Genomic DNA, 23053 nt, shown 5'->3' with positions numbered 1-23053 from the left:
TTAACTGCCGGACTTTCGCATAGGAGGCTGGTATCCGGCGGCTTTCGCACGCTCACTGGCGGCTTTGCGGCGTTCTGCGCTATATGGCTCCCGGACTGATACACACCGCTTGGGGACGGTAAAGTTATGGGCGTCCTTTCGGATGATCTGGTCGGGGTGCTTTTTTGCCAGCAGTTCCAGCTTCTCCATCAGACGGGGATCATGAGTATAGATCTCAGCCATTGGTTCTGCCTGGTTATAGAGGAGAATGGTTTCCCGTTCCACTAAAGAGAGCTTCATCGGCTGCCTCCTTTCCGCTGGTCAAATTCCAGCTTGAAGTTGGCATACTGTCCATCGTCCTCCAAAACCACAGTGGCATCGTAGGTCTTGCCGGTTTTCTCCGAATATAGCCCCGTCACACGGACACAGCCATCGTTCAGCAGCGCAGACACCACAGCTTTGGTCGGCTGTTTTTTCTTGGTAGCCCACCATTTGTTGTTTTTCCAGATTGCAAATTTGCAAGAATCATTCTGACAGAAGAAGCCTTTTTGCAGTTCTGCAACTTCACCGCCGCAGCGAGGGCATTTGCCCACCACCTCACGGGGCGGCGTGAACAGGTACTCAGTTCCCTTGATGACCTGATAAGTCCCCACCAGATCTTTCAGCATGGTGCTGATCCCGTCCAGAAACTCCTCTGGGGCAAGCTGCCCGCGCTCGATCTCGCCCAGGCGATACTCCCACTCGGCAGTCAGAAGCGGCGATTGCAGTTGTTCCGGCAGCACCGTGATAAGGGATACTGCATCGTGGGAAGGGAGAAGCTGCACCGTTTTTCTGTTCTTTTTTCGCTCCAGAAAACCGGCAGATACCAGCTTTTCCAAAATACCGGCACGGGTGGCCGGTGTCCCCAGACCTTTTCTCTCAGCATCCTCTGGCATATCATCTTTCCCGGCAGTCTCCATTGCGGACAATAGGGTGTCCTCTGAAAGCTTTTGTCAAGGGGGTGCATGGATATTTTTCATATTACTTACGCAGATTCTCTCTCTGCTTCTGCCTGAATAATGCGTTTCAATCTGTCCTCAGCAGTCAAACCGCTACTATGGTCAAAAAACACTTTGACTTTATAATTTGTTTTGCCTTGCTTAATCACAAAAACTCCATCCGGTTTATTTTTCTCCGAATGGTTATTTGGGGTGGGTAGTGTACTGTTCACGATATTTGTCATACGATATTCCTCCTAATTAAATGAAAAAAGCCCGACAAGGAAAGGTCTGACAACGAAGTTCCGACAACGGACATCAGAAAACCTTTTTTCTTTATCGGGCGATACTATTTTTTTACTATTTCCTTTTTCTTTATAATATTGGTTGTCATGGTTGTCAGAGAGGGAAAAGTGCCGCAATATCAAGGCTTTCGGGATTTTTGCCCGACAACCAGACCGACAACCGGCTCGACAACCGAAGCGACAACGGGCTTTTATTTTTGCTTCAACCATTCCTCCGGAAGTCCTAACTGTTCCATTTCCTCTGTCGGGATTTCCTGAAAACCATCCATGCTGTTGTCAGGCTCGTTGTCGTTCCTGATACGCTCCCAGCCCTTTTGTCTGCGGTAAGGCTCTGGAAAATATCTCGGATTGCTGAACGCCCTCCAGCCTGTGACAGCGTTATTCATAATGTCGTTGATCTCTCGCAGCTCCCATTGTTTCGGTTCGTCATAATCATGCCCCAGTGCTTCCTTGTAAAGCTGCTTAGAGCAGACTATGCTGCCGGAATAGCGTTCCAGATAGTCTAAAATCTGTCCTGCCTTTGTGTCCTCCGGCATAAAATCCTTTTGGTGGGCTTTCAGATAATCGTTCATAGCCGGACTGAATCTCAGACGGAAATTGCCGCTTCTGTAAATCTCCATAGCTTCTGCCCACATCTGATTGATATACTCTCTGGAAGCCTGTTCATCTGCCAAAATATGAACCTCAGCCCTTTCAGGATAGACCATAACCGGAACGAAGCGGCGGTTGCCTGTTCTGTCAAGGGGAAGAAAGTCAAGGGTATTAGAAGAACCTCCAAACACACATTGTCGTTTTCTGTCTGCCGGATGTGTTTCATAGGGTATCTTATAGGTTTCCTTTTGGCGGCTCAGAAAGGATTTGATTTCTTCAATGCTCTTAGCGTTGGCGGTTGCAATCATTTCCGACATTTCAATAATCCAATGCCCCTGCATTTTGCGGTACACATTTTCATCATCCAGCTTTTTCAAGTCATCAGAGAACCAATCATCATTGACCGCAAGCAAACGGAAGAAAGAGGACTTTCCGGCTCCCTGACCGCCTACAAGACAGAGCATTACCTCAAATTTGCACCCCGGCTTAAAGGCTCGTGAGATAGCACCCAACAGAAACAACTTCAATGCTTCATAGGTGTAATCATCTGTATCAGAACCGAGAAAGCGGTGCAGACAGAAGCGTATGCGTTCCGTTCCGTCCCAGTGTAGGGCATTGAGAAAATCGCAGACAGGGTGGTAACGGTTTTCGTTGGCAATAACCGCAACTGCGTCTATGATTTTCTTCTCTACGGTCAATCCATAGTTTTCTTCAAAATATAGGAGCAGATATTTCACATCTACATCCGTCAATGTCGGGCTGTCACGATACCAGCCGAGGGGCTTCACAATGTCGATTCTTTCGGTCAGAAGATTTTTTCGGATAGCCCCTTTCAAAAGTGGGTCATATTGCAGAACACGCTTATAATTTGCGGCAGTATTATAAACCTTACCTTTCTCGCTCTGCTCTAAGCTGTTTCGGATTTCTTCTACTGTGCATGGTTCTGTCTGCTGACAATTCTGCAATTCGCTGTTCATGTTTTAACGCCTCCTTTCTCTGTTCTGCCACAAGTGCTTTTCGTTCCTCCAATGAACCATACAGAAGAATATCAAGCAGATATTCGATATAGTTCTTCTTATACAGTGCTTCTGCAAACAGGGGACTCCATTCCTCATCCGGCTGTTTAGGAGCGTATTTCTTTTCCCATTCTCTAAGAAGATGAAAATAATCCGTCAGCACCTTGTAGCAATGATTTTCTTCTTTTTGATATTTCTGCTCCGGTGTCGGCTCACGAATACGAGGGCGGACACTGGGCTTTTGTCGGCTGTCATAGTTAAGACCAAAATCTTCAGCAAGTTTAACAGCAGCTTCTCTCAGCCCGATACCGAATAGCTTCGCTGTCAGATCAACAGCGTCTCCGGTTGCTCCGCAGCCAAAACAGTAATAGCGTTCATCCAGCTTCATACTGGGGGACTTATCCGAGTGAAACGGACAACACGCCATACCTGTGCGACCCACTTTCAAGCCATAGGCTTCTGCGGCTTGTCGGGCAGTAACATTTTCTTTTACAACTTCAAATACATTCATGTGACTCCTTTCCTGAAACGAAAAAAGCACCTGTCATTTTCAAAGTGAAAACAGCAAGTGCTTTAGAGTTCCATATCCTGTTTTTTGCTTTTCGCCTGATTTGTCCGGCTGACTTCACGCTCTGCAATTTCTTTCTTTTTGCGGCTCAACTGCTCTATAATGGAACTTTTGGCTTTCTTCTTAATTTGCTCCGTTCCGGCTTTTTTGACCTCCGGTTTCATCAGCGTAGTTTGGATTTTCTGAATGGTTGATTTCATAGCATTTGTGATTCTTGCAATCACGCCATCCAATCGTTTCGTTGCATACTCGATTTCTTTCTTTGAAGCCTTACGCTCAGGGGAGAGAACCCACGCTTTAGACTGCTCCACAAGCTTAATATCCTCCTTGTGCGTTTCCAGTTTCACAGTATCAGCAACGACTTCAACCGCCTTGTCATAGGCAATATCAGCAACCTCATCCACCAGAGCTTCCACATCCTCAATCTTCATCGTGAGTTCTTCCAACTTTTGCTCCTGTGCTGCCAGTTGCTCCTTTTGCTTGAAAAGAATATAGTCCTGTTTTTCCAGATAAGCACGACCACCATATTCTGGTTCTTCTTCCAGTTGTAAGCCATGCTTTTTCGCCACATCAAACAGAAGCACTCGACAGGCTGAATCGAAAGTCATCTTGCGGTTGTTTTTTCTTCCGACCGGCTTCTCCGGTTCCGGCAGTTCAAACCCCAGTGCTTCCAAAGCCTTTTCCTGTTGTGGGGCAATCTCCCCATATTGATTTTCACAGTCGAACACATGACGCTCGTGAATATGAGGGGTGCTTTCATCCAAGTGCAGCGCCCAATTCAGGATATGGACATGAGAGCCGAAACGCTCATTTACGATTTCCATAAATTCTGTGACAATCTCAATGAGCAGTTCCGGTGGAACATGATTATCAAGTGTTCCAATCTGATAGACCGTTTCCTCTGGACAGGTCTTTTTGCTTTTGAGCAAATCACCGGTTTCCTTATTCCTTTCAGGGTGTCGGTTCTTCACATTTCTTTCGTTCTGTCCGGTCACAAATTCACGATACCGCTGACGATAAAAAAGCTGTTCCACATCTTCAAAAGTGGCAGACAGTTCATTTTCCTTTTCGGGATTTTTGAAATTGAAGCCATTGTAACAGTCCCAATAGAGATTTAGTTTGGCTCGTTCTTCGTCAATGTGTTCGCTGTTGGCAATGTCAAAACTGCGGTCATTGTGCTTCGGATTATAAACGCCATTCTTTCCGGCTCGTCCATTGTGTCTTGTTAATTTCACATGAGTTCCTCCTTTTCTTTTTGATTTCCCCGACAGGGGAGAAGGGCAGCGAAGCTGATTCCTTGCGGCTTTCTGCGTCAAGTAATACCCAGTACTAAGTGGCGAAACGCCACTTAACTGGGCAAGGCTGCCGCCCTTGACCTGCACAGGGGTATTGCATTCCCTGTACCCATGCACAAAGGGTTGCACCCTCCGTACTCCCGCCCGAACAAACTGACTTCGCCCTGTCCCAAGCTCCGTCAGTTCCTTCGGTTTTACAAAACAGTCCACCGGACTATTTTGCAAAAAGAAAAACCGACGCATGATCGCTTTACGCTCAATACATCGGTTTCTTCATCGGACCTTGACGGTCATATTCAGTTGTGGCAGATTACAGATAATCTGCAAATAGATAAACAAAACTCACTAAATCCTTAAAATTCAATTTCCATCGTTTCATTCTTTCCATACTCAAGAGCATCACAACGGCAAATATTATTTTTCTTAATATTTATCTCGTCACTAAAAAATAATTAAAAATGTCTGATTTTGAAACAGGCTTATTGCTACTTGCCTAATGTAACAATTAAAAGCTCAGGAGTATTGTTAATTCGCACAGGAATGATGGAATTACCCAATCCACGACTTACTACCATATCAGTTTTTTCTTTGTGATAAACACCTTCTGTATACTTTGGAAAAAATCCCTGATTAGGAGCAATTAAACCACCAATGAATGGAATACGGATCTGCCCACCATGAGCATGACCTGCTAATACCAAATCAGCACCCAATGCAACATAATTATCAAAGAGTTCAGGTCTATGGCAAAGAACGATATTATACATTTTCTTGTCCAACAACGGCTCCATTTTTGTCTCTACAATTGCCCCTTGAATACCACCCATTGTATCTCGCTCAACAAAATCTGGATCTTGAATACCTATAATGTTAATATTTGAATTTCCTTTTTTTATAAGTTCACATTTATCGTCCATTATATGAACTCCTGCATCAAGCAGTAGTTTATGCAAATCATCATAATTATCAAGCCAAGCTTCATGATTTCCAGTAACATAGTAAATCGGGGCTATATCTCTGGCTTCGTAAATAAATTTCTTTGCTACACCGAAATCTGTGTGAGAAGAATCCACAAAGTCACCTGTTATCACAATTATATCAGGTGCTTCTTTTTGTAGCTGCTCAGTTAATTTTCCATTCCAATCATGGTTGTGTAGGTCTGACACAACAGCAATTTTATACCCATAAAAATCTTTGGGAATTTTGTCATTTATAATGGAGAGATGCGTTGAGGTAAAATGCATATTCGTCCAAAATATCCAGCCAATTAGTACAACTAAGATAATCAAAATTAGCACAATCAAATTTCTTCGTTTGTGTTGCCCTCCAACTACTATTTTCATAATTATCCTCCTTTGAATTAACTACAAATGGTGCCACTGCTTATTCAGTAGTGACACCATTTGTTAGATATTACTTAAAATAGTTATGAAATAGAATAATTACTTCATTCCATCTCCATTGGTAGCAACCAACTTATTATTGATGATACGACGGCAAGAACCATTGCTGACTTTAGTCTTAACCGCAGAAACAATCTGAGCTTCAGACTTATTGGAAACATCAATAGATCTACCAATACTATTGTTAAACAAATCCATTGATTTATCAAGACCACTGGACTCATATTCATGAGCAGTTGCCCATTCTTCTGCAGCAGAAGCGTCCATGGCTTTTTTCATCAATGCATTCCAAAGGCAATGTCTGAAGGCATCAGAATTATCTTGCCAACCATTTTTACCATAGGTGCTAATAGTATAGTCAGTAGCGGATTGTGCAGTCGTAAACACCTTAGTAGCTTGAACTGGATGTTTCTTCACAAGCTCTCTTTCAGCAGGGTTAAGATTGTTATATCCTGGGATATAGTCACCAATGCCATATGTAGCTGCTCTGTTCAGTCCACCATTCTGGATAAACTGTGTTAAGTGTGCATCTTGTTCAGCTTCTGTGCTGTCAGGATTGAGTGCTACAAAATCTTCAAGTTCTGCGGTCAAAACTGCCAAATCTTTGGTAGTCGTAACTTCATTCAGATTCCCAGTTTCCGGCTCCGCAGCGAAAGCTGGTACACTCATTGCAAGCATCAACACACCGGTCAGTAATAGGGTAGAGAATTTCTTCATAATTTTCATAATTAATATCTCCTTTCAAATTTATGAACTCATTTGTAGATAACGCTCTCGATACTGCATTGGTATCAACTCCTTTCTTTGTTTTCCGTTACCCTCTATAACGGATTGAACCCCTGATTTTGGACACTTTATTTGAAAAAATTTTCAGTTTTTTCAAGTTTGATTTGTGGTTTAGCTATACCATCAACAGGCATGGTATATGTATTACCTTTTCGAACAATTACACCTTCATTTATGATGATAGAGCTGATGTGCTGACCATACTCTAATGTCCTTACTAACATCTCAAATATTTACTGCAACTTATTTACCTATGCAATATTATACCTGAAAGCAATCGAGAAATCAATTAATATATTGTAAATTTAGATACAAGAAAATATTTGCAACACAATTTCCATATATTAAAGACAGAGCGATACTTTATATCCCCCATATGTAATTGCAGTCAAAACATCAGGTCTGCACCTGACATTTTAACCGCATATCAGCCCTTATTATCACACTATCCCTGTTGACTGTTCAGCCCATGCTTTTTCGCATATTCACTGGCTTTCTGTCTACGTTCCTCGCTGTAAGGCGGCAGGAAGCGGATAGACAGACGGGACTTTGCCAGCACATAAGAAACACCGCCTTGAACATTGGATTTTTCCAGTCGGCAAAGGTCAGGGTACTTCTTAGTAAAAGCAGCCAGCCTCTTTTTCAATCCGGCGTTGTGGGTATAGATATTTGCCTTGTCCTCGCCCTCATTAAAGAGAACGATTGTTTCTTTCTCAATCTTCGTCAGTCTCGTCATAGCAGCCCTCCCTATGGTCTTTCAACACACGCAGCTTGCGGTAAAAGCAGCGATACCACCTTTCAACACCCTCAGCACTCAGCTTGACGGAAAGCATATAAAACAACTTCTTCGCCGCCGGATCGGGTGCAAGGGCAGCCACCATACGCAAACGCTCGACAGTTGCTTTCAGGTTCGGACAGCCAAAGGCATAAAGGGCTTCCATTTCATTCCGGTTCATCTTCATTGTGTTTTCCTCCTTAAAGTTTGATAAATGAAAAGCGACAGACACTTCATAAGGAAATACCTGTCGCTTCGTTTACGATATAAAAATGTTGGTTTTGGACTTGATAAAATCAGCAGTAAATCATTTCCTGTCTGATGATTTCTTCGGCTCGGTTACGAATAGAGTTCATGGACTGTACCCACAACATCTGATTGTCTGCTTTCATGGTTTCGGTCACACCCTCGGCTTGTTTCATCTGCTCAATGATAAGGCTGCATCTTTCCGTTGCCTGTTCGTCCAGGTCAGCAAGGTAAGTATGCAGTTCGCCGGATAAACAGAGGGCAGAGAACCTTGTAGGGCGGTACTGCTCCAAATATGTCCTGTGCAGTCTGCCCCACATACCGATAGGGCGGTGTTCCTCCGGTAGCTTCAAGTCCGGCACATAGTAATCGCCCACAAGAACATAGTCCAGACCGTTGCTTTTGTCATGGATTCGTGATTTCAATTCTGTCATGCTATTTTTTCTCCTTTCACTTTTTGCCGATTTGATTTGCTTGTGGCGTTCTGTTCAACACACACATTGCTATCAGAACTTTTTTCTTCTGCTATACGCTCATGCTCCGCAAATTCTTTTGATTTCTCACGAATCTTTTTCATATACTTACGATTGGATTCTCGTTTTCTGCGAAGTCGTTCCGCCTCTTTTTCAGCAGCAATCCTTTCTTCCTCTGTTGGCTCATGCTGCTCCACAGGTACTTGAAATTGCCCGACATAGTTAAGATATATCTCCACCTCTGTGGTGCGGTCTGCACCTTTTCCTTGTGGCTCGTGAACCAGAATTTTGTCGATAAATTCATTTATCATGGCAGGAGTAAGTTCTGTAATGTTCTCATACTTTTTAACCAGCTTTAGAAAACGCTCCACATTATTTTGACCGCCTATAATCCGTTGCATATCAGCGGTGTCAGTCTCAATAATCTTGTTCAGCTCGTTCTGCTCATTTTCATAATCAGTAAGCATACTCTGAAAAAGCCTGTCCGGCAATCTTCCAATCACATTATCTTCATAGATTTTCCTGATAAGCATATCCAGTTCGTGAACTCGCTTCTGATTTCTTTCAATGCGTTTTTTTACAGTTTCAGAAACAGCAATATCTTTCATCGCCGATTCTTCTTGCAGAGAATAAACAAACTCCCGCTCATTCAAAGAAACATAATGGCAAGTCTCCTGTATGGTTTTCAGAATGATGCTTTTAAGTGCTTTTGTTGAAATATGGTGGCAAGTACAATGCCGGTCATATCTCTGACAACCCAGATTATATGTGGAACATTCATAACAATCTGCCGGATTGGAATGACTTGTCCTTTTTTCGCCTTTGGCAGTATAGTATATTCTTTCTCGCCCTTTCCGCTGCCTGTGATTATACATCGGCGCACCACAATCAGCACAGTAAATCTTTCCGGTCAGAACATTAGGCTCGCCCATAGGATCTGCTTTTCTTACATTCTGTCTTAACTTTTGAGCAAGCAGCCATGTTTCTTCATCGACAATAGGCTCTTGTGTATCATCAAAAACCACCCAATCTTCCTTATCTGCCCTTTTCGTCTTTTTGTCCTTATAGGAATTTTTGAATGTCCTGAAATTGACAGTCTTTCCGATATACTCTGGTCGGGCAATCAGAGTAGTAACCTGATTTCCTCGCCACATATACGGATTTTCTTTGTCATAGTTGCTTGCATGATTTCCAAGTCCCTTTTTGCCAAGATAATAAGATGGTCTTTCTATTTTTTCTTCTGAAAGTTCTCTTGCTATCTGATAAGGTCCTTTTCCCTCAATAGTCATGCGATAAATTCTGCGGACTACTTCAGCAGCTTCTTCATCAATAATCCAATGGTCGGGGTTTTCGGGGTCTTTCAAATAGCCGTATGGTGGAATATTACTTGTATGAGCGTTGCCGGAAGAACCTCTGGATTTCAGTACAGCTTTAATTTTCTTACTTGTGTCCCTGACAAACCACTCATTCATGATATTCAGAAAAGGGGCAAACTCACTGGTTTCTTGACGGTCACTGTCAATACCATTATTGATTGCTATAAATCGAACTTCCTTTTCTCTAAACAGAATGTCAGTGAAAAAACCTACTTGCAGATGATCTCTGCCGATTCTGGACATATCCTTGCAGATACAGGCAGTGATTTCTCCGTTTTTAACACCTTCAACAAGTCTGTTCCATGAAGGTCTGTCAAAGGTCGCTCCACTCCAACCATCATCGGTAAAATGAACAAGATTCGTAAAACCATGTTTCATAGCATAATCTTCAAGTATTTGCTTTTGATGAACTATACTGTTACTCTCTCCAGCATTATCATCATCACGAGACAGTCTTTCATACAAAGCAGTAATGCCATTGCTTTTATCTTTTTTTCTTCTCATGCTGAACTCCTTTCTTCAATTCCTATCCACTCCTTACGCTCACAAAATATCACATCCGTAAAGTGCTGAGGCGGACTGCTTTTGCCTTCTTTGACGATTGCCGCAGAAACCGAAAGTGTCTGTCCTTCGGTCAGCTCCGGCAGGGCTTTCTCTACGCCCTCTTTTTTCGGCTCTGTATCCTTCATTTTGGCACGATAAGCGTCCTCCAGTGCTTTCCATCCGAGGTGCTTCACTGTTTTCCCTTTTGTGGTAAACTCCCCACCGGCACACGCTGCAATCACAACGGTTTCCGAATAGATATGGGGCTGGGCTACGGCGCACATCAGACGCAGAGCCACCAGCTCCAGCACCGCTTTTTCTCCCGCAGGAAGGGCAGAAAGGTCTGCGTCCTTGAGATTTCTGGTAGGGATTACTGCGTGGTGGTCGGTTACTTTCTTATCGTTGATGACCGTCTGCGGATCACAGGTAATGGCGATTCCTTTGCGAAACGGCATAGCATTGGCAACTAGATTCACCAGCACCGGCAGGCTGTCTGCCATATCGCCAGTCAGATAGCGGCTGTCAGTACGGGGATAGGTGCAGAGCTTCTTTTCATACAGGCTTTGCAGATAGTCCAGGGTCTGCTGGGCTGTAAATCCAAGCAGGCGGTTGGCATCTCTTTGCAGAGTAGTCAGGTCATAGAGGGCAGGTGGCTTTTCGGACTTTTCCTTGCATTCCACCTTTTTGATAGTGACATTTACACCCTGACAGGCTTCTTTCAGCTGCTCAGCAGCAGCCTTATCCGCCATGCGCTCCCCGGATACGGTAAGACCGGGCAGCTCCAGTGCCACGGTATAAAAGGGAACCGGCTTAAAGGTGTCGATCTCAGCTTCTCGCTGGACAATGAGTGCCAGCGTAGGGGACATCACGCGCCCGATGTTGAGGGTGCGGTGGTACAGCACGGAAAAAAGCCTTGTGGCATTGATCCCCACCAGCCAGTCGGCCTTGGCACGACAGAGAGCAGCATCCCGAAGTCCGTCATAGTCCGCACCGGGGCGGAGGTTTGCAAAGCCCTCCCTGATGGCGGAGTCCTCCATCGAAGAAATCCAAAGCCTTTTCATCGGCTTTTGGCAGCCTGCCAGCTCATAGACACTGCGGAAGATCAGCTCGCCCTCGCGTCCGGCATCGCAAGCGTTTACCACCTCCGTCACATCCGGGGCATTCATCAGCTTTTTGAGAATATCAAACTGCTTTTTCTTATCCTTTCCCACCACCATCTGCCAATGCTCCGGCAGAATAGGCAGGTCATCATATCGCCACTTGGCATACTTGGGGTCATAGCTGTCTGCATCTGCAAGCCCGGCCAGATGGCCCACGCACCAGCTGACACGCCAGCCGTTTCCCTCCAGATACCCGTCCTTACGGGCGGTTGCACCAATCACCGCCGACAGACTTTGTGCAACCGATGGTTTTTCAGCAATCACCAGCTTCATAATCTTCAACCTCCCATTCATTCTGCCAATTATCAGACAGTTTTTTTGCAATGCTGTGTTCTGAGGCAAGTGTAATGTCATAGCCAAAGCGATAATCATATCGGTACAACCTGCCAATCAAATCATTGATTATGATATTGCAGGCCATAATCACACGCTCTTTATCCACCTGCATCAGTTGATAGCGTTGATAATTGTTGTAATATTCTCGATGTCTGTGGGTTCTGCTGACCGTATCTTCCATCAGACAATCTATGGCATCTTTTTCACCATCTTCTTTGCTGCCCTGTGTATAAGACAACAGTTCCTTAACCATGGGAAAACTTTGTTCATCTACCGTTGCTTCTTCGCTCAAAAAACCGATATAAGCTTTTAGTAACAGGCTAACTGCTGTTTTTTCAGCTTCAGATAAAGCGTTCATGGTCTCCGCTGCATCAGGCAACAGTTCCTTTTCCACAAATTCATCTATCTCACCAGAATAAAGCATTCGGATTGAGTCCACACATAAAGAGCGCTTTTGGGGTGCGGTCTCAATTTCAAAATCATAAAGATCCAAGTCATCGTCCTTCTTTGACTTTTTTTGAACTTTGCTGATAGCAGTGAAAAGAATGTCTCCTCCAAAGTAAATTCCGAAGGCGACCAGATCAAAAATAATCAGAAAGTGTAATAACCAGTTCCATGTGTTCATTGTGAGGTCCTCCTTTTTTTTGACCATGTGCTGATTTTGGGTGTGGATTTACAGTAAGAGAGTGAGTAGAGCAGCAGAGGACAGGAATTTCTCCCTGTCCTCTGTCCCTTATCCCGCAATGATTTGAAATACGCTACGCTCAAATGGTTCAATCTGCTCTATCGCGTTCCTCATTAGGGTCAGAACCCTCAAAACCATCCTCAAGGACTTCCTCATCTTCGGTTTCCCATTCCTCGGAATCTTCCTCACCATAATCATAATCGTCCAGACTGTCATTGCCCTTGGTCTTAGGCTTATTCTTAACGAGCTTCAAGTAGGCAAATACGCCACCGCCGCCCAGCAGAGCCAGCAGAAGGATCAGGGCAGCCGGGTTCAGTCCGGCAGGCTTCTCTTTTTCCGGCTCCGGTGTTTCTGCCGGAGGTTCCGGTGCTTTTCCCGTACATTTACTCTTATCAGTTACACAGACCGGGCAGGCCGTATTAACTGCCCCTGCTTCACATTTCTTCGTGCAGCTGCACACAGCTGGCGGCTCCTCTTTGGCATTTCCATCTTCCATCAGTGCCATCAGGTCCGCTTCATCCACCTGGTTCAGAAAGTGAACAGCAGTCTTTTTATCCTCGTTGGCCCTGTCGATCAGGATATAAAAATAGTTGCCTGCCTTGGTGGTAACGGTAATGAGCTGCTTGTTGCCACCAAAATCATCCACCAGAGCGGCGTTGCCATCCGGGGTCAGCGGAGGTGCTTTTTCCGTTTCTTCCACCACCACATTGCTGTCATTGGTGGTATCCTCTGCCGGGGGCGGAGCTGCGCCCTGGGCAAAAGCGGGAACGGTAAAGCCCAATGCCAGAACCAGCGTCAGGCAAATGGCGGAAAGTGTTCGGAGCAATCGTTTATTCCTCATAGCTGTTTTCCTCCTGTTCGTTGTTGTCATCAGCCAAACTGCCGGGAACTGTGCCTCCGGACAGCATGGCGCTCAGCTGAGCCGGGGTCATACGCAGTGCGCGCACCATCTGGACGATCTCCAGATTTTCTGCCTCGGTTTTCTGTGTCTCCAGTGCCTTGAGCTTTTCCTGATACTCTGCGATCTTCTCGCGGACCTTAGTAATCTCCTGGTCAATGCGTTCAATTTTGTTCTTTGCCATTGTCTATCACTCCTTCTAAAAAATCTCTGTTACCAGTTCATCAGGCCGTAGCCCTTGATACTCTGATAATTCAGGTCATAACTTTTGATCTTGCAGGCATCGCCGGAATTTCCCTCCACGGTATAAACACGGCTGCCATCGGTGCCGACAACAATTCCCACATGGTCTGCGGAACCATCCAGATCCCAATCGAAGAAAATGGCATCACCGGGGGCGATGTTTTCATATCCTCGTGCGCCCCACTGTCCATGAGACTGGAACCACGGAACACCCTGAGACTGACAACCAGCAAAGCGTGGTTCCGTTCGACCGGATTGACCATAGCACCATGATACAAAGCAGGCACACCATTCCACACGGGAGTCAAAGCCGTACCAGCTCCAATAAGGTTGTCCTCCCACATTGCCCACCTGACTTTTCGCCAGTTCCACCAGCTGCGGATTGCCGGGGCGGGTGCCATTGATAAATTCAACACCAGTCAAATCTTCAGAAACACCTGTATCGGGAGAACCGCCACCAAACAACAGCGGCTTATTGCCCATAGTCTGTCGGTAGACCTGGTACATCTCCATCTGCTCCGGAGTCAGTAGTTCTGGCGCAAGAGAGGCAATGGAACGGCTTGTTAAAGTTACATGGAGAATACGATATTCATATTCATGCTCATCCCCATCTTCGTCAGTGTAAGTGCGAATCTGAATTTCTTCTCTCAGCGTGAGCTGATACTGTGCATCAAACACACGCTCCAGCTCTGCCTGTGCGCTGTGGCGTGTATAGCCCTGCAAGACAGCAGAGAGAAACGCCGCAAGCTCATGGGGGTCATGGCCGATCATGCCAAGGTTATAGCGATACTCGTCATACCCTGGGTGGCTGCTTTCGATGTTGTCGATTTTCTCCTGCAACCGAGCTTCTCTGTCTGCATAATCTGCCTCCACCGCCAGCATTTCCGGGTCATCCGATGGATAGGTAGTGCCGGAAATTACAGAACCAATACTCTGTGCCATCATAGAGCAGGAGGACATGGTATTCATCAGCATACAGGCGATGAGGAAAAAAACCCCTGCCATCAGGAAGCCCTTCTTGTGGCGCATGACGAATGCCCCTGCCTGCTGTGCCTTTTCTTTTACCGTCCTTGCGGCTTTTCCGGTTTTGGACGCAGCCTGGGCGGTATTTCCGGCAGTCTGACCGGTGCGCTTGGCGACGGCATACTGCTTTTTGATACTCTGTTTTTGCTGCCAGCGGGAGAGAGGGTTGCTGGTAAACTGAGGATTTTCCCGTAGGGACTTCTGGTACAGGGCATTTACATTTGCCTTTTCCAGCTTCTGCTCGGCCTGGGCTGCTTTGCGGTACGGCTTCAGCTTGTGGCTGCGATAGCCCTCCCGCACCAGATAAGCGCTGGTCTCCACCGCCTCCTCGGACTTGTGGGCGCTTTCCACGCCCACATTGTCCTGTTCTGTTTCCCGGATCTCTTTGTGAAACTTGCCCGCGACCAGATGGACGGGAGCTTCCTTAACCCCTTGAGAAAGTTTGGAAGGTGGTTTTTTCTTGTCCTCAAAGGTCAGCTTCGAGGTCTTTTTCCCGGTGTCCGGGTCAATGACCGTCTGTCTGACTTTTTTCTTTGGAATATTGGCCTGCGCCTTATCTGCTCTGGCCGTAGCTTTCTCCGTTTTGCGGATCGGCTTTTCCAGTGCAGGGTCAGCCCGTTCCTCATCAGTAAAGCGCAGGCGCGGCTCTTTATTCAAACCAATCACCCATTAGGATAGCATCCATCATGTGGTGCAGCTCCACATAGAGGGCCAAACCTTCCGGATCATATAGCGGATGCACGGTGAGATACGCATGGACTTGCGCCAGAATCTCAGAGAGCATTGTGATAGGTCTGCACCCTACAATGGTTGCTGCACCAGGGGCACACATCATATTCGCCCAAATCGAAAAGAGACGGGCAAGACCAATTTCGCCATCCTCATTCAAGGTTTTGAGTTCTTTGTCAGCGGTACGACACTCAACAACAGCGGAGGCCATTACCGGAAGCAACATGAATTCGTGAGCCTCCAATGCCTCACGGAAAAAAATCATGGTATCAAGTTCGCAAATATTCTGTTTCATAGTTATTCATCCTCCTTTTTCAGTTCCTGGGGTTTGGTGGTCATAATGCGGTAAAGCTCAGTATTCTTCGGGAAGTGGTCAACGAAGGGCAGGATGGTGGAGCCATAGAACAGCAGGCCCTCGCCCTCACCGGAGTGGGTCACATAGCTAAGCTGGTGCGTGGAAATGCCCAGCTGCTTGGCGAGAATCTGACGGTCTCCGCCTGCCTGGTTGAGCATATACACGAAGTCGGAGTTTTCAAAGATGTTCTCCACCTCGCGGCTGCTCAAAAGGTCTTTGACATTCTGGGTGATACCTGTCGGAATACCGCCCCATTTGCGGAATCGCTTCCAGATTTCCACCGTATAAGCGGCGGTCTGCTCCTCCTTCAAAAGCAGGTGCATCTCGTCGATGTAATAACGGGTGGACTTGTGGGCGGCACGGTTAATGGTAACGCGGTTCCACACCTGATCCTGGACCACCAACATACCGATTTTCTTGAGTTGCTTGCCCAGCTCCTTAATGTCATAGCAGACAATGCGGTTATTGATGTCCACATTGCTCTGGTGATTGAACACATTGAGGGAGCCGGTTACATAGATTTCAAGGGCCGTGGCGATATACTGGGCTTCCTTTTCCTCCTGTGAACGGAGCAGGTTATATAGGTCCTCCAGTATGGGCATATTCTCCGGGCGCGGGTCATTGAGGTAGGTCTGATAGACCAGACGCACACAACGGTCGATGATGGTTTTCTGCACCGGCTGCAATCCGTCCTTACCGCCCACGATCAGCTCACACAAGCTGAGGATAAAGTCAGACTTGAGGGACAGCGGGCTTTCATCATCCGAATAGTCCAGGTTCAGATCCATCGGATTGATGTAGTTGGTTGAGGTAGGCGAGATCTTGATGACCTGCCCATGCAGACGATCCACCAGGGGCGCGTACTCCGCTTCCGGGTCACAGATGATGACATCATCATTGGTAAGCAAAAAGCAGTTGGCAATCTCACGCTTGGCGCTGAAAGACTTACCGGAACCCGGCGTACCCAAAATCAAGCCGTTGGGGTTTTTCAGCAGCTTTCTATCCACCATGATGAGGTTGTTGGACAGGGCATTGATGCCGTAGTACAGGGCTTCCTTGCCGTTCTGGAATAATTCCTGTGTGGTGAATGGTACAAAGATAGCCGTAGAACTGGTGGTCAGCCCTCGCTGAATCTCGATCTGATTGAGTCCCAGGGGCAGACAGCTCATCAGCCCTTCTTCCTGCTGGAAGTCCAGTCTGGTCAGCTGGCAGTTATACTTCTGGGCAATAGAGCCTGCCTGAAAGATGTTGTTGCCAAGCTGACGGGGGGTGTCCGCTGTGTTCAGCACCAAAAAGGAGACCAGGAACATTCTCTCGTTTCGGCTCTGCAAATCCTGCAACAGCTTTTTCGCTTCGCTGCCGTAGGTGGCAAGGTCAGAAGGAATGATGTCCATGTCGTATCCGGCGCGGACTGCTTTTTTCTGTTCCTCAATCTTACTGCGGTCCAGATCGGTAATCTTACGCTTTACCGTTTTGATGGCTTTCACCTGATCCACCGACTGAATGTGCATACTCACAATGAGCGAGCTTTCCATATCCAGAAAATCAGCCAGCAGACGGTCATTCAGCTCTGGGGCTAAAATCTGCAAAAAAGAAACAGCCCCGTATTTCTTGCCCATACGGAACTGCTTGCCGGTGCGGAACTCAAAGGAGCTTGGTGCAATAAAATCTTTCGTGGACAGGCCGGAAGGAGCCAGCCAGTCCCATTCAAACTGAAACGGGAGCTGTTCATCCATGTGGAATACCGCATGAAGCTGGGAAAGCCTTTCCTTACCGTCCAATGTTCTGGCGGCTACACCAAGACGCTTGAAGTTATTGAGTATATCGGTCTCAATACGCTCCAGACGGGGCTTGGCGGCTTTGATGCTGTCAGCGTTGATACCAAAGGTCAGGTATTTGGTCTTGATGAGACCGTTGTTGCCTCTGACCAGCTGATTTTGCAGCATCGTGGTATATTCCTCACGGATACTGTCAAAGGCATCCCCCTGGGGCGGAATGGAAATGGAGTTGGCAAAGGTCTCCTCCGATGCCGCAAGGTTCAAAAAAGACAGCTGGAAGTGAATCGAGCTGTCGAAATAATTGAGGAAATCACACCAGCCCTCAAAGATCGCGGTCTTATCTTCATTTTGGGAGAGCTGATAGTTGATGTCCTGAAACTGAATGGTCTTTGTGTAGTGGCTGTCCGATACGCGGCAGATCCCGTCCGGCCACATTCGTTCATAGGGGATACTGTCCTGTGCCGATTTTCCTTTTTTGTCCGTGCGGTTGGCGCGGGCAATGGCCGCTTCGATCTGCTTCTTATCGGCGCGGGACAGCTTTTTCTTTGTCTTTACCGGATGCACGGTCTTTTCTTCCGGTTTTCCCAGCAGACGGCGCAGCCAGCTTTTCATTGCGGTGAACAATGTCATACACCTCCTTATCGAGCATTTCCTGCCGCTTTAATACGGCATAAAAGTTATTGGTCTGGTAGGGACGCTGCTTGGGACGGATCACAGCTACTTTGAGGATGTTGCCGACGATCTTTTCAAGGGGCTGTCCATGCTTTTCATACATTGCCAGCAGGAAGAAGGGCATCATGACCAGCATCATACACATGGCAGCCATGCTGTTTCCCGCAGGCTCACGGAGCCACAAGAACAGCGGTACACCTACAAGCGCCCCGGCGGTAAAGCAGACCAGCTGCCTTCGTGTCAGATTGAACATGACCTTGGTTTTGACTTTGGTTAAATCTTTGGGTACGGGTACATAAGCCATATTATCCACCTCCTTTATGGGAATGAAATAGAGCTGTCCACTTCATTTCCCCACACATCCCAACCGGGTGTGGATTGACGAGCAAACAGTTCTATGCGCGGGAGATCACCCATCAATGAGACAATGCGTTCTCTGGCTTCCTGCGGTTTTTTTGAATGTTCTTCAATGTGAGAGACAATGACCTGATGAACAGCTGCGTTTATACGCTTGGGATGTCCTTTCGTTGCGAGGATACAAAGTTCCACATTGGAGCGCGTCCAATATCCCATTCCCCAGAACAAGCTATCTGCCTTTCGATTTTGCTTTACCCAAACAAAGCCGACGGTTTTATAGGTAAATCCCCATGCCTTCAGAACTGAGAGACCTTCCAGTAAACATGGAATCGTGACCCATAAAAACAAGGCACAGTCTTTATCCGCCAAGTTGCCTACTGGCAGCGCACAAATATCCTCGATACTCATGGTCGGATAGTGACTTTCTGCACTGCGTCCCAATCCTTTCTTGGAATATACTTTGTAGTTCCATGGCGGGTCTGCGTAAATGATTTGATATTTTTTCATACAGAACCCTCCTTTAGTGCGCCTGAAAGACTGATTTTGCGAGACTGCCGGTTTTGAACAGCGTAAAGCACAGCAGTACGGTGTAGCCCACGCAGCTCCAGATTGCCATGATGATGTCATCTTCCAGAGCGATGTTCTGCACCAGCACAGCATAAATTGCCACGCAGACGATAATGAGAAACGCCTGAAAGCCCAGCGCCAGCAGGGATCGGAGGTAATTCTGTCCCATACCGCCCCATTCTTTACCCATCATTGCAGCCATTGGAACGGGAGCCACCGAAGTCACAAGTAGGGTAAGAACCCGGCGCCTTACCATATCACTATGGCAGGTTTCCGAGAACTCCCCTCCGAACCGGACTTACACCTCTCAGCGTATCCGGCTCTCCAGATGTCAGTCTAATTTCCCCGCGTGTAACTTGTCGTGACAGTAGACGCAGAGTGCCATTGTCTTGCGCTTACGCCCAATCATGGCGATTTCCCATTGTTTTCTGCCACTTAAATCTTTGAGTTTTCGTATATGGTGTATTTCAAGCGGCACATTCTCTGCGCCACACCACTCACACCTGTTTGCTTGCAGTCTTTTTATAAGACTATTACGCCCATAATTCTCAAAAATTCTTGCTACTATATCAGGATTTCCGCTTTCTACTTTAGTGTCCCGGCGGAACCCATTATTGTAAAACAATACCTTTCCGACCTTGCCGTTTTTCTTCGGATATTCCACAACAAAATCTTTTCCTTGACGGTACTTGCGGATAATTCTGCTGATTCGTGTCCGATATTTTCCAGCAAAGGTTTTGAGCATACTGTATCTCATTACATAGTAGAAGTTATTGAGTACAGACACGTTGTTTGCAAGTCGGTAGTAGTTATACAATCCACGGATTTCTGCGTTGTATTGGTTTAGGATTTCCAAATCGTCCAAGTGCAACAGGCGAGTGCGCCGGACAGGTTCCCAAACCTCTTTGTTTCCATTTTGTTTGTCGTATTTAATCTTGAGGGCATTGTAGGAGAACAGTCGTTTTACCCACTTATCATGGGGAACATAAAGTAAGACTTTTCCATTGTTTACCCGTCTGGTAGCCCCGGTTTTGGTCTTTTTGTTGTGTTCGCCTTTGGCGATTGTGACCTCATATCCCAAGAACTTCGCAGCGTCGTGTCCATGAGTAATCAATGTCTTTTCCTCGGACATTTCCAGATGGAGTTTGTCCCGGATAAAGCAGCCTACATCTTGTTTAATCTGTTCTGCGTCCTCTTTGCTGCCGATAACTCCAATTAAGAAATCATCGGCATATCGGATATAGCAAATCCGTTTATAGCTATCGTCCATCTGGTCGCTATACGGCATAGATTTCAGACTACGCCGCAGTTCCCGGATTTCTGCAATTAAGCCCTCTTTTTCTTCCTCGCTCATTTTAGAGAGATTTCTTTTAAGCCTTTGTTCTTTCCCCCGGCAGACATCCAGCTTCTTCTTGAACGCAGGATTGATTTTACGGCGGTTTCCGCAGTTGAATTTCTCTGCATACTCTGCCATATAGCTATCCAGTTCGTTCATGTAGATGTTTGCAAGGATAGGGCTGATGATGGAGCCTTGCGGAGTGCCGGAATAAGTATTGTGATAATTCCAATCCTCCATATATCCAGCTTTCAAGAACTTCCAGAGCAGACCGATGAAACGTTCATCTGCAATCCGCTTTCGCAAAATAGCAATCAACACATGATGGTCTACGTTGTCAAAACAGCCCTTTATATCTCCCTCAACGAACCACTTTGTCCCCGTAAAATATTTCTGCACATATTTGAGTGCCGTATGACAGCTTCTGTTTATACGGAAACCGTGGGAATAGTCGCTAAAGGTTGGCTCATAAATACTCTCTAAGATGAGCCGCACCACCTCCTGTATCAGTTTATCGTCGAATGACGGTATCCCCAGAGGACGCATTTTCCCATTGGATTTCGGGATATACGTTCTCCTTGCCGGGTTAGGCTGATAACTAAAATCCCGCATCTTTTCAATGAGGGCGTTTATCCTTGCCATTCCCATTCCGTCAATGGTTTTGCCGTCTGTTCCGGCTGTCATGTTGCCTGGTTTCGCCTGTATCCGCTGATATGCCAGCAGATAGAATTGTGGATTGTACAGGTTGCGGTATAACCGCTCGTACTTGTAGCTCTTGTTACACGCCTTGGATTTTAGGCTTTCCAACACATTTTCAGGACTTCTCATAATGCCTCACGCACCTTTCCTTTTTATGAATTGGTTGACATCCTGCCTCCCTTCGCCATGTAGACGGCTTTCCCGCCCTCGGACTACTACGGAGGCTCCGTTGCCATGCCGGATATTCAGCGTCATCTTTCTTGGGTTTTTACCCCTTGAAATTTATCGCCTTGCGGCATTACGCATAGCCGGATAGTTCCGGCGTTCCGGTTTAGGCAATCTCCAGTTAGACACTTTGGGAAAAGCGTATTGTGATGTCGGTAGTGGGTTTTCGTCCTTTTCCGCTTACTGCGGCTGGCTGTCATAAGTATCGTGCGGTCTGTGTTTACCTGTCACATTCCGCTATGACATACGGCGAATACAACCATCCTGCGCCGCCGGGTCGAGTATCCCGCCTCGGACTGCCCTTAAAGCAGTTTAGCCTTGCTCCTCATTCACAATGTTGCGTCTTGCCGCTCAGTCGTGGGTAGATGGTTTTCCCAACTTGCGATTTTTCCGATACGCTATTGTCCCCCTTGTGGTTTCCCTCCGGGGTAAATCGGATGACGCTAAAGTGACGCTTTTCACGTCTTTGATACTTTTCTTTACCGGCTTGCTAAAGCCGGGTTCCCAAAATGCCCGCACACCGCCTTTGGATGAAAAGCGGCGCTTCTGGACGCGCGGTAGATTTCGATCATACGGCCATAAATAACGATAAAGATACAGATATATAACGCCCACATAGTAATGCCAATAAAGAGGGATTGGAACCACAGTCCGAACAGCGGTCCCAGATCCATTTCCATCAGCCTCGGTTCCAGATCGGTCATAACTGAGGAAATGTCAATGGACGCATCCGAATTGATAACCCCTGCCGCCTGCGCCACTACGCTCTGCGCCATATCAAAGACGCCCATCACGATATTCCATGTATTTGTGACAATGAGGATGGCAGCGGCTGATTTGAACACCCACTTGAAAATCATCCAGGTGTCCACATCATGCAGGTTGTTCTTGTCTGCGATCATCTGGATCAGGTCTACGGTCATCACGATAGCCAGGATCACGCCTGCAATCGGCACCATGATGGAGTTGGACAGATTCTCAATCATGCTGAAAATACTGCCATTCCATCCCTGTGGGGTCTGGCCTACCTGTACGGATATATCCGCGACCTGCTGGTTTACACTGTCAAACATCCCCGAAAGGTTGCTCATAATGCCGCCCACCAGCATTTCTTTCAGCCAATTTGTCAGGGCTTCAAGTAAGAAATCCATACGGTGTCAACCTCCTTTCCGCCGCCCCCGCAAAACTGCGGGAGCGGCAAGGATTTCATACGGAGACGCTTAGACAGAGAAAAGCCCGGAGAGCAGAGGTACAAGGACCATGCCTACCACGGCTACACCAGCACCGGCCATGAGCTGCTTCATGCCCTGGCTCTTGGCGCCGGGGTTGTCGTTGCCGTAACCTTCCAGCAGGTTGATAACGCCCCAGATACCGAGACCGGCACCGAGCGCGATAACGAGGGTCTGAAGAACGGTGATTGCCTGTTCAAAAAATGCCATATAGTTTGTTAGCCGGAATCTGATTAAAAAATAGGTTTGTCATGTTTCATAGGCATACAAAAGCCGGAACAATCTGCCGCCCGGTTTCCGAGGGCATGATTCCGGCTGTCCTCCTTTTTCATTATTTTTTCTTGCGATTGTCCGCTTTGTACGCCAATGGCCCATAGAGGGCAGTTGCGGCAAATAGATACGATCACTCCTTTCTCAGCGGAACCGTA

Annotated in this window: 21 protein-coding genes and 4 pseudogenes; all 25 read right to left on the bottom strand. The window is 46.8% G+C overall.

What is annotated here, in order from left to right:
• The 25 genes and pseudogenes from DN611_RS01300 to DN611_RS01175 all read right to left on the bottom strand — a co-directional run bounded on the left by DN611_RS01300 (position 1) and on the right by DN611_RS01175 (position 22835).
• A complete protein-coding gene (locus DN611_RS01300) occupies positions 1–279 on the bottom strand; it encodes an immunoglobulin (protein ID WP_119310455.1) in 279 nt (92 codons plus the stop codon).
• A pseudogene (locus DN611_RS01295) lies at positions 276–971 on the bottom strand (DNA topoisomerase); the annotation flags it as partial. The pseudogene DN611_RS01295 and the gene DN611_RS01300, both read right to left, overlap by 4 nt.
• 32 nt (positions 972–1003) lie before the next feature.
• The gene (locus DN611_RS01290; protein ID WP_005335835.1) at positions 1004–1201 is read right to left on the bottom strand and encodes a hypothetical protein; all 198 of its coding nucleotides are present in this window, start codon (positions 1199–1201) and stop codon (positions 1004–1006) included.
• Between the two features lie 251 nt (positions 1202–1452).
• Complete coding sequence (locus DN611_RS01285) at positions 1453–2829, bottom strand: virulence-associated E family protein (RefSeq protein WP_110437423.1); 1377 nt, start codon at positions 2827–2829, stop codon at positions 1453–1455.
• Positions 2741–3379 (bottom strand): CHC2 zinc finger domain-containing protein, encoded by a 639-nt coding sequence (locus DN611_RS01280; RefSeq protein WP_110437422.1) that lies wholly within the window; start codon positions 3377–3379, stop codon positions 2741–2743. Before DN611_RS01280 ends, DN611_RS01285 begins: the two co-directional genes overlap by 89 nt.
• 62 nt (positions 3380–3441) lie before the next feature.
• On the bottom strand, positions 3442–4671 hold the full coding sequence (locus tag DN611_RS01275) for a serine/arginine repetitive matrix protein 2 (RefSeq protein ID WP_172592759.1): 1230 nt from the start codon (positions 4669–4671) through the stop codon (positions 3442–3444).
• Between the two features lie 545 nt (positions 4672–5216).
• Positions 5217–6074, bottom strand: coding sequence for a metallophosphoesterase (locus DN611_RS01270; protein ID WP_097780881.1), 858 nt, complete (start codon positions 6072–6074; stop codon positions 5217–5219).
• A gap of 99 nt (positions 6075–6173) precedes the next feature.
• Positions 6174–6860 (bottom strand): DUF6973 domain-containing protein, encoded by a 687-nt coding sequence (locus tag DN611_RS01265; RefSeq protein ID WP_110437421.1) that lies wholly within the window; start codon positions 6858–6860, stop codon positions 6174–6176.
• Between the two features lie 505 nt (positions 6861–7365).
• Positions 7366–7656, bottom strand: coding sequence for a molecular chaperone (locus tag DN611_RS01260; RefSeq protein WP_097780880.1), 291 nt, complete (start codon positions 7654–7656; stop codon positions 7366–7368).
• Positions 7634–7882, bottom strand: coding sequence for a ferredoxin (locus tag DN611_RS01255; protein WP_097780879.1), 249 nt, complete (start codon positions 7880–7882; stop codon positions 7634–7636). The genes DN611_RS01260 and DN611_RS01255 overlap by 23 nt, the downstream gene beginning before the upstream one ends.
• A 109-nt stretch (positions 7883–7991) precedes the next feature.
• On the bottom strand, positions 7992–8375 hold the full coding sequence (locus DN611_RS01250; protein ID WP_005930786.1) for a TnpV protein: 384 nt from the start codon (positions 8373–8375) through the stop codon (positions 7992–7994).
• Positions 8372–10294, bottom strand: a complete 1923-nt coding sequence (locus DN611_RS01245; protein ID WP_110437420.1) for a recombinase family protein — start codon at positions 10292–10294, stop codon at positions 8372–8374. The genes DN611_RS01250 and DN611_RS01245 overlap by 4 nt, the downstream gene beginning before the upstream one ends.
• An 11-nt stretch (positions 10295–10305) precedes the next feature.
• Positions 10306–11766: pseudogene (locus DN611_RS01240) on the bottom strand (DNA topoisomerase); the annotation flags it as partial.
• Complete coding sequence (locus tag DN611_RS01235; RefSeq protein ID WP_002589131.1) at positions 11747–12454, bottom strand: hypothetical protein; 708 nt, start codon at positions 12452–12454, stop codon at positions 11747–11749. The pseudogene DN611_RS01240 and the gene DN611_RS01235, both read right to left, overlap by 20 nt.
• Positions 12455–12602: 148 nt before the next feature.
• On the bottom strand, positions 12603–13355 hold the full coding sequence (locus DN611_RS01225) for a DUF4366 domain-containing protein (RefSeq protein ID WP_110441751.1): 753 nt from the start codon (positions 13353–13355) through the stop codon (positions 12603–12605).
• Positions 13345–13596 (bottom strand): DUF4315 family protein, encoded by a 252-nt coding sequence (locus DN611_RS01220; protein WP_006059582.1) that lies wholly within the window; start codon positions 13594–13596, stop codon positions 13345–13347. The genes DN611_RS01225 and DN611_RS01220 overlap by 11 nt, the downstream gene beginning before the upstream one ends.
• 29 nt (positions 13597–13625) lie before the next feature.
• Complete coding sequence (locus DN611_RS01215) at positions 13626–15335, bottom strand: CHAP domain-containing protein (protein ID WP_024724979.1); 1710 nt, start codon at positions 15333–15335, stop codon at positions 13626–13628.
• Positions 15328–15702, bottom strand: a complete 375-nt coding sequence (locus tag DN611_RS01210; RefSeq protein WP_002569211.1) for a DUF3851 family protein — start codon at positions 15700–15702, stop codon at positions 15328–15330. Before DN611_RS01210 ends, DN611_RS01215 begins: the two co-directional genes overlap by 8 nt.
• A 2-nt stretch (positions 15703–15704) precedes the next feature.
• Complete coding sequence (locus DN611_RS01205) at positions 15705–18104, bottom strand: VirB4-like conjugal transfer ATPase, CD1110 family (RefSeq protein ID WP_006059580.1); 2400 nt, start codon at positions 18102–18104, stop codon at positions 15705–15707.
• Positions 18061–18516 carry a PrgI family protein gene (locus DN611_RS01200; protein WP_002589059.1) on the bottom strand — a complete coding sequence of 152 codons (456 nt, stop codon included), beginning with the start codon at positions 18514–18516 and terminating at the stop codon, positions 18061–18063. The genes DN611_RS01205 and DN611_RS01200 overlap by 44 nt, the downstream gene beginning before the upstream one ends.
• Before the next feature lie 14 nt (positions 18517–18530).
• Positions 18531–19076, bottom strand: coding sequence for an MT-A70 family methyltransferase (locus DN611_RS01195; RefSeq protein WP_002589060.1), 546 nt, complete (start codon positions 19074–19076; stop codon positions 18531–18533).
• 13 nt (positions 19077–19089) lie between these two features.
• Positions 19090–19368 (bottom strand): annotated as a pseudogene (locus tag DN611_RS01190) (VirB6/TrbL-like conjugal transfer protein, CD1112 family); the annotation flags it as partial.
• A gap of 99 nt (positions 19369–19467) precedes the next feature.
• Positions 19468–21300 (bottom strand): reverse transcriptase domain-containing protein, encoded by a 1833-nt coding sequence (locus DN611_RS01185; protein ID WP_119310453.1) that lies wholly within the window; start codon positions 21298–21300, stop codon positions 19468–19470.
• A 608-nt stretch (positions 21301–21908) separates the two neighbouring features.
• Positions 21909–22547 (bottom strand): annotated as a pseudogene (locus tag DN611_RS01180) (VirB6/TrbL-like conjugal transfer protein, CD1112 family); the annotation flags it as partial.
• 69 nt (positions 22548–22616) lie between these two features.
• A complete protein-coding gene (locus tag DN611_RS01175) occupies positions 22617–22835 on the bottom strand; it encodes a Maff2 family mobile element protein (RefSeq protein WP_003525154.1) in 219 nt (72 codons plus the stop codon).
• Positions 22836–23053: the final 218 nt, after the last annotated feature.

This window comes from Oscillibacter sp. PEA192, from assembly GCF_003574015.1.
Lineage (GTDB): Bacteria > Bacillota > Clostridia > Oscillospirales > Oscillospiraceae > Oscillibacter > Oscillibacter welbionis.
This window is presented reverse-complemented; position numbering and strand designations above follow the sequence as displayed.

What these genes read in the sequence shown, in the direction of transcription:
- DN611_RS01210 (WP_002569211.1), bottom strand. Translation starts at nt 15,702, where the DNA reads ATGAAACAGAATATTTGCGAACTTGATACCATGATTTTTTTCCGTGAG.
- DN611_RS01195 (WP_002589060.1), bottom strand. Translation starts at nt 19,076, where the DNA reads ATGAAAAAATATCAAATCATTTACGCAGACCCGCCATGGAACTACAAA.
- DN611_RS01280 (WP_110437422.1), bottom strand. Translation starts at nt 3,379, where the DNA reads ATGAATGTATTTGAAGTTGTAAAAGAAAATGTTACTGCCCGACAAGCC.
- DN611_RS01265 (WP_110437421.1), bottom strand. Translation starts at nt 6,860, where the DNA reads ATGAAAATTATGAAGAAATTCTCTACCCTATTACTGACCGGTGTGTTG.
- DN611_RS01270 (WP_097780881.1), bottom strand. Translation starts at nt 6,074, where the DNA reads ATGAAAATAGTAGTTGGAGGGCAACACAAACGAAGAAATTTGATTGTG.
- DN611_RS01200 (WP_002589059.1), bottom strand. Translation starts at nt 18,516, where the DNA reads ATGGCTTATGTACCCGTACCCAAAGATTTAACCAAAGTCAAAACCAAG.
- DN611_RS01185 (WP_119310453.1), bottom strand. Translation starts at nt 21,300, where the DNA reads ATGAGAAGTCCTGAAAATGTGTTGGAAAGCCTAAAATCCAAGGCGTGT.
- DN611_RS01285 (WP_110437423.1), bottom strand. Translation starts at nt 2,829, where the DNA reads ATGAACAGCGAATTGCAGAATTGTCAGCAGACAGAACCATGCACAGTA.
- DN611_RS01175 (WP_003525154.1), bottom strand. Translation starts at nt 22,835, where the DNA reads ATGGCATTTTTTGAACAGGCAATCACCGTTCTTCAGACCCTCGTTATC.
- DN611_RS01220 (WP_006059582.1), bottom strand. Translation starts at nt 13,596, where the DNA reads ATGGCAAAGAACAAAATTGAACGCATTGACCAGGAGATTACTAAGGTC.
- DN611_RS01225 (WP_110441751.1), bottom strand. Translation starts at nt 13,355, where the DNA reads ATGAGGAATAAACGATTGCTCCGAACACTTTCCGCCATTTGCCTGACG.
- DN611_RS01290 (WP_005335835.1), bottom strand. Translation starts at nt 1,201, where the DNA reads ATGACAAATATCGTGAACAGTACACTACCCACCCCAAATAACCATTCG.
- DN611_RS01235 (WP_002589131.1), bottom strand. Translation starts at nt 12,454, where the DNA reads ATGAACACATGGAACTGGTTATTACACTTTCTGATTATTTTTGATCTG.
- DN611_RS01245 (WP_110437420.1), bottom strand. Translation starts at nt 10,294, where the DNA reads ATGAGAAGAAAAAAAGATAAAAGCAATGGCATTACTGCTTTGTATGAA.
- DN611_RS01250 (WP_005930786.1), bottom strand. Translation starts at nt 8,375, where the DNA reads ATGACAGAATTGAAATCACGAATCCATGACAAAAGCAACGGTCTGGAC.
- DN611_RS01300 (WP_119310455.1), bottom strand. Translation starts at nt 279, where the DNA reads ATGAAGCTCTCTTTAGTGGAACGGGAAACCATTCTCCTCTATAACCAG.
- DN611_RS01260 (WP_097780880.1), bottom strand. Translation starts at nt 7,656, where the DNA reads ATGACGAGACTGACGAAGATTGAGAAAGAAACAATCGTTCTCTTTAAT.
- DN611_RS01255 (WP_097780879.1), bottom strand. Translation starts at nt 7,882, where the DNA reads ATGAAGATGAACCGGAATGAAATGGAAGCCCTTTATGCCTTTGGCTGT.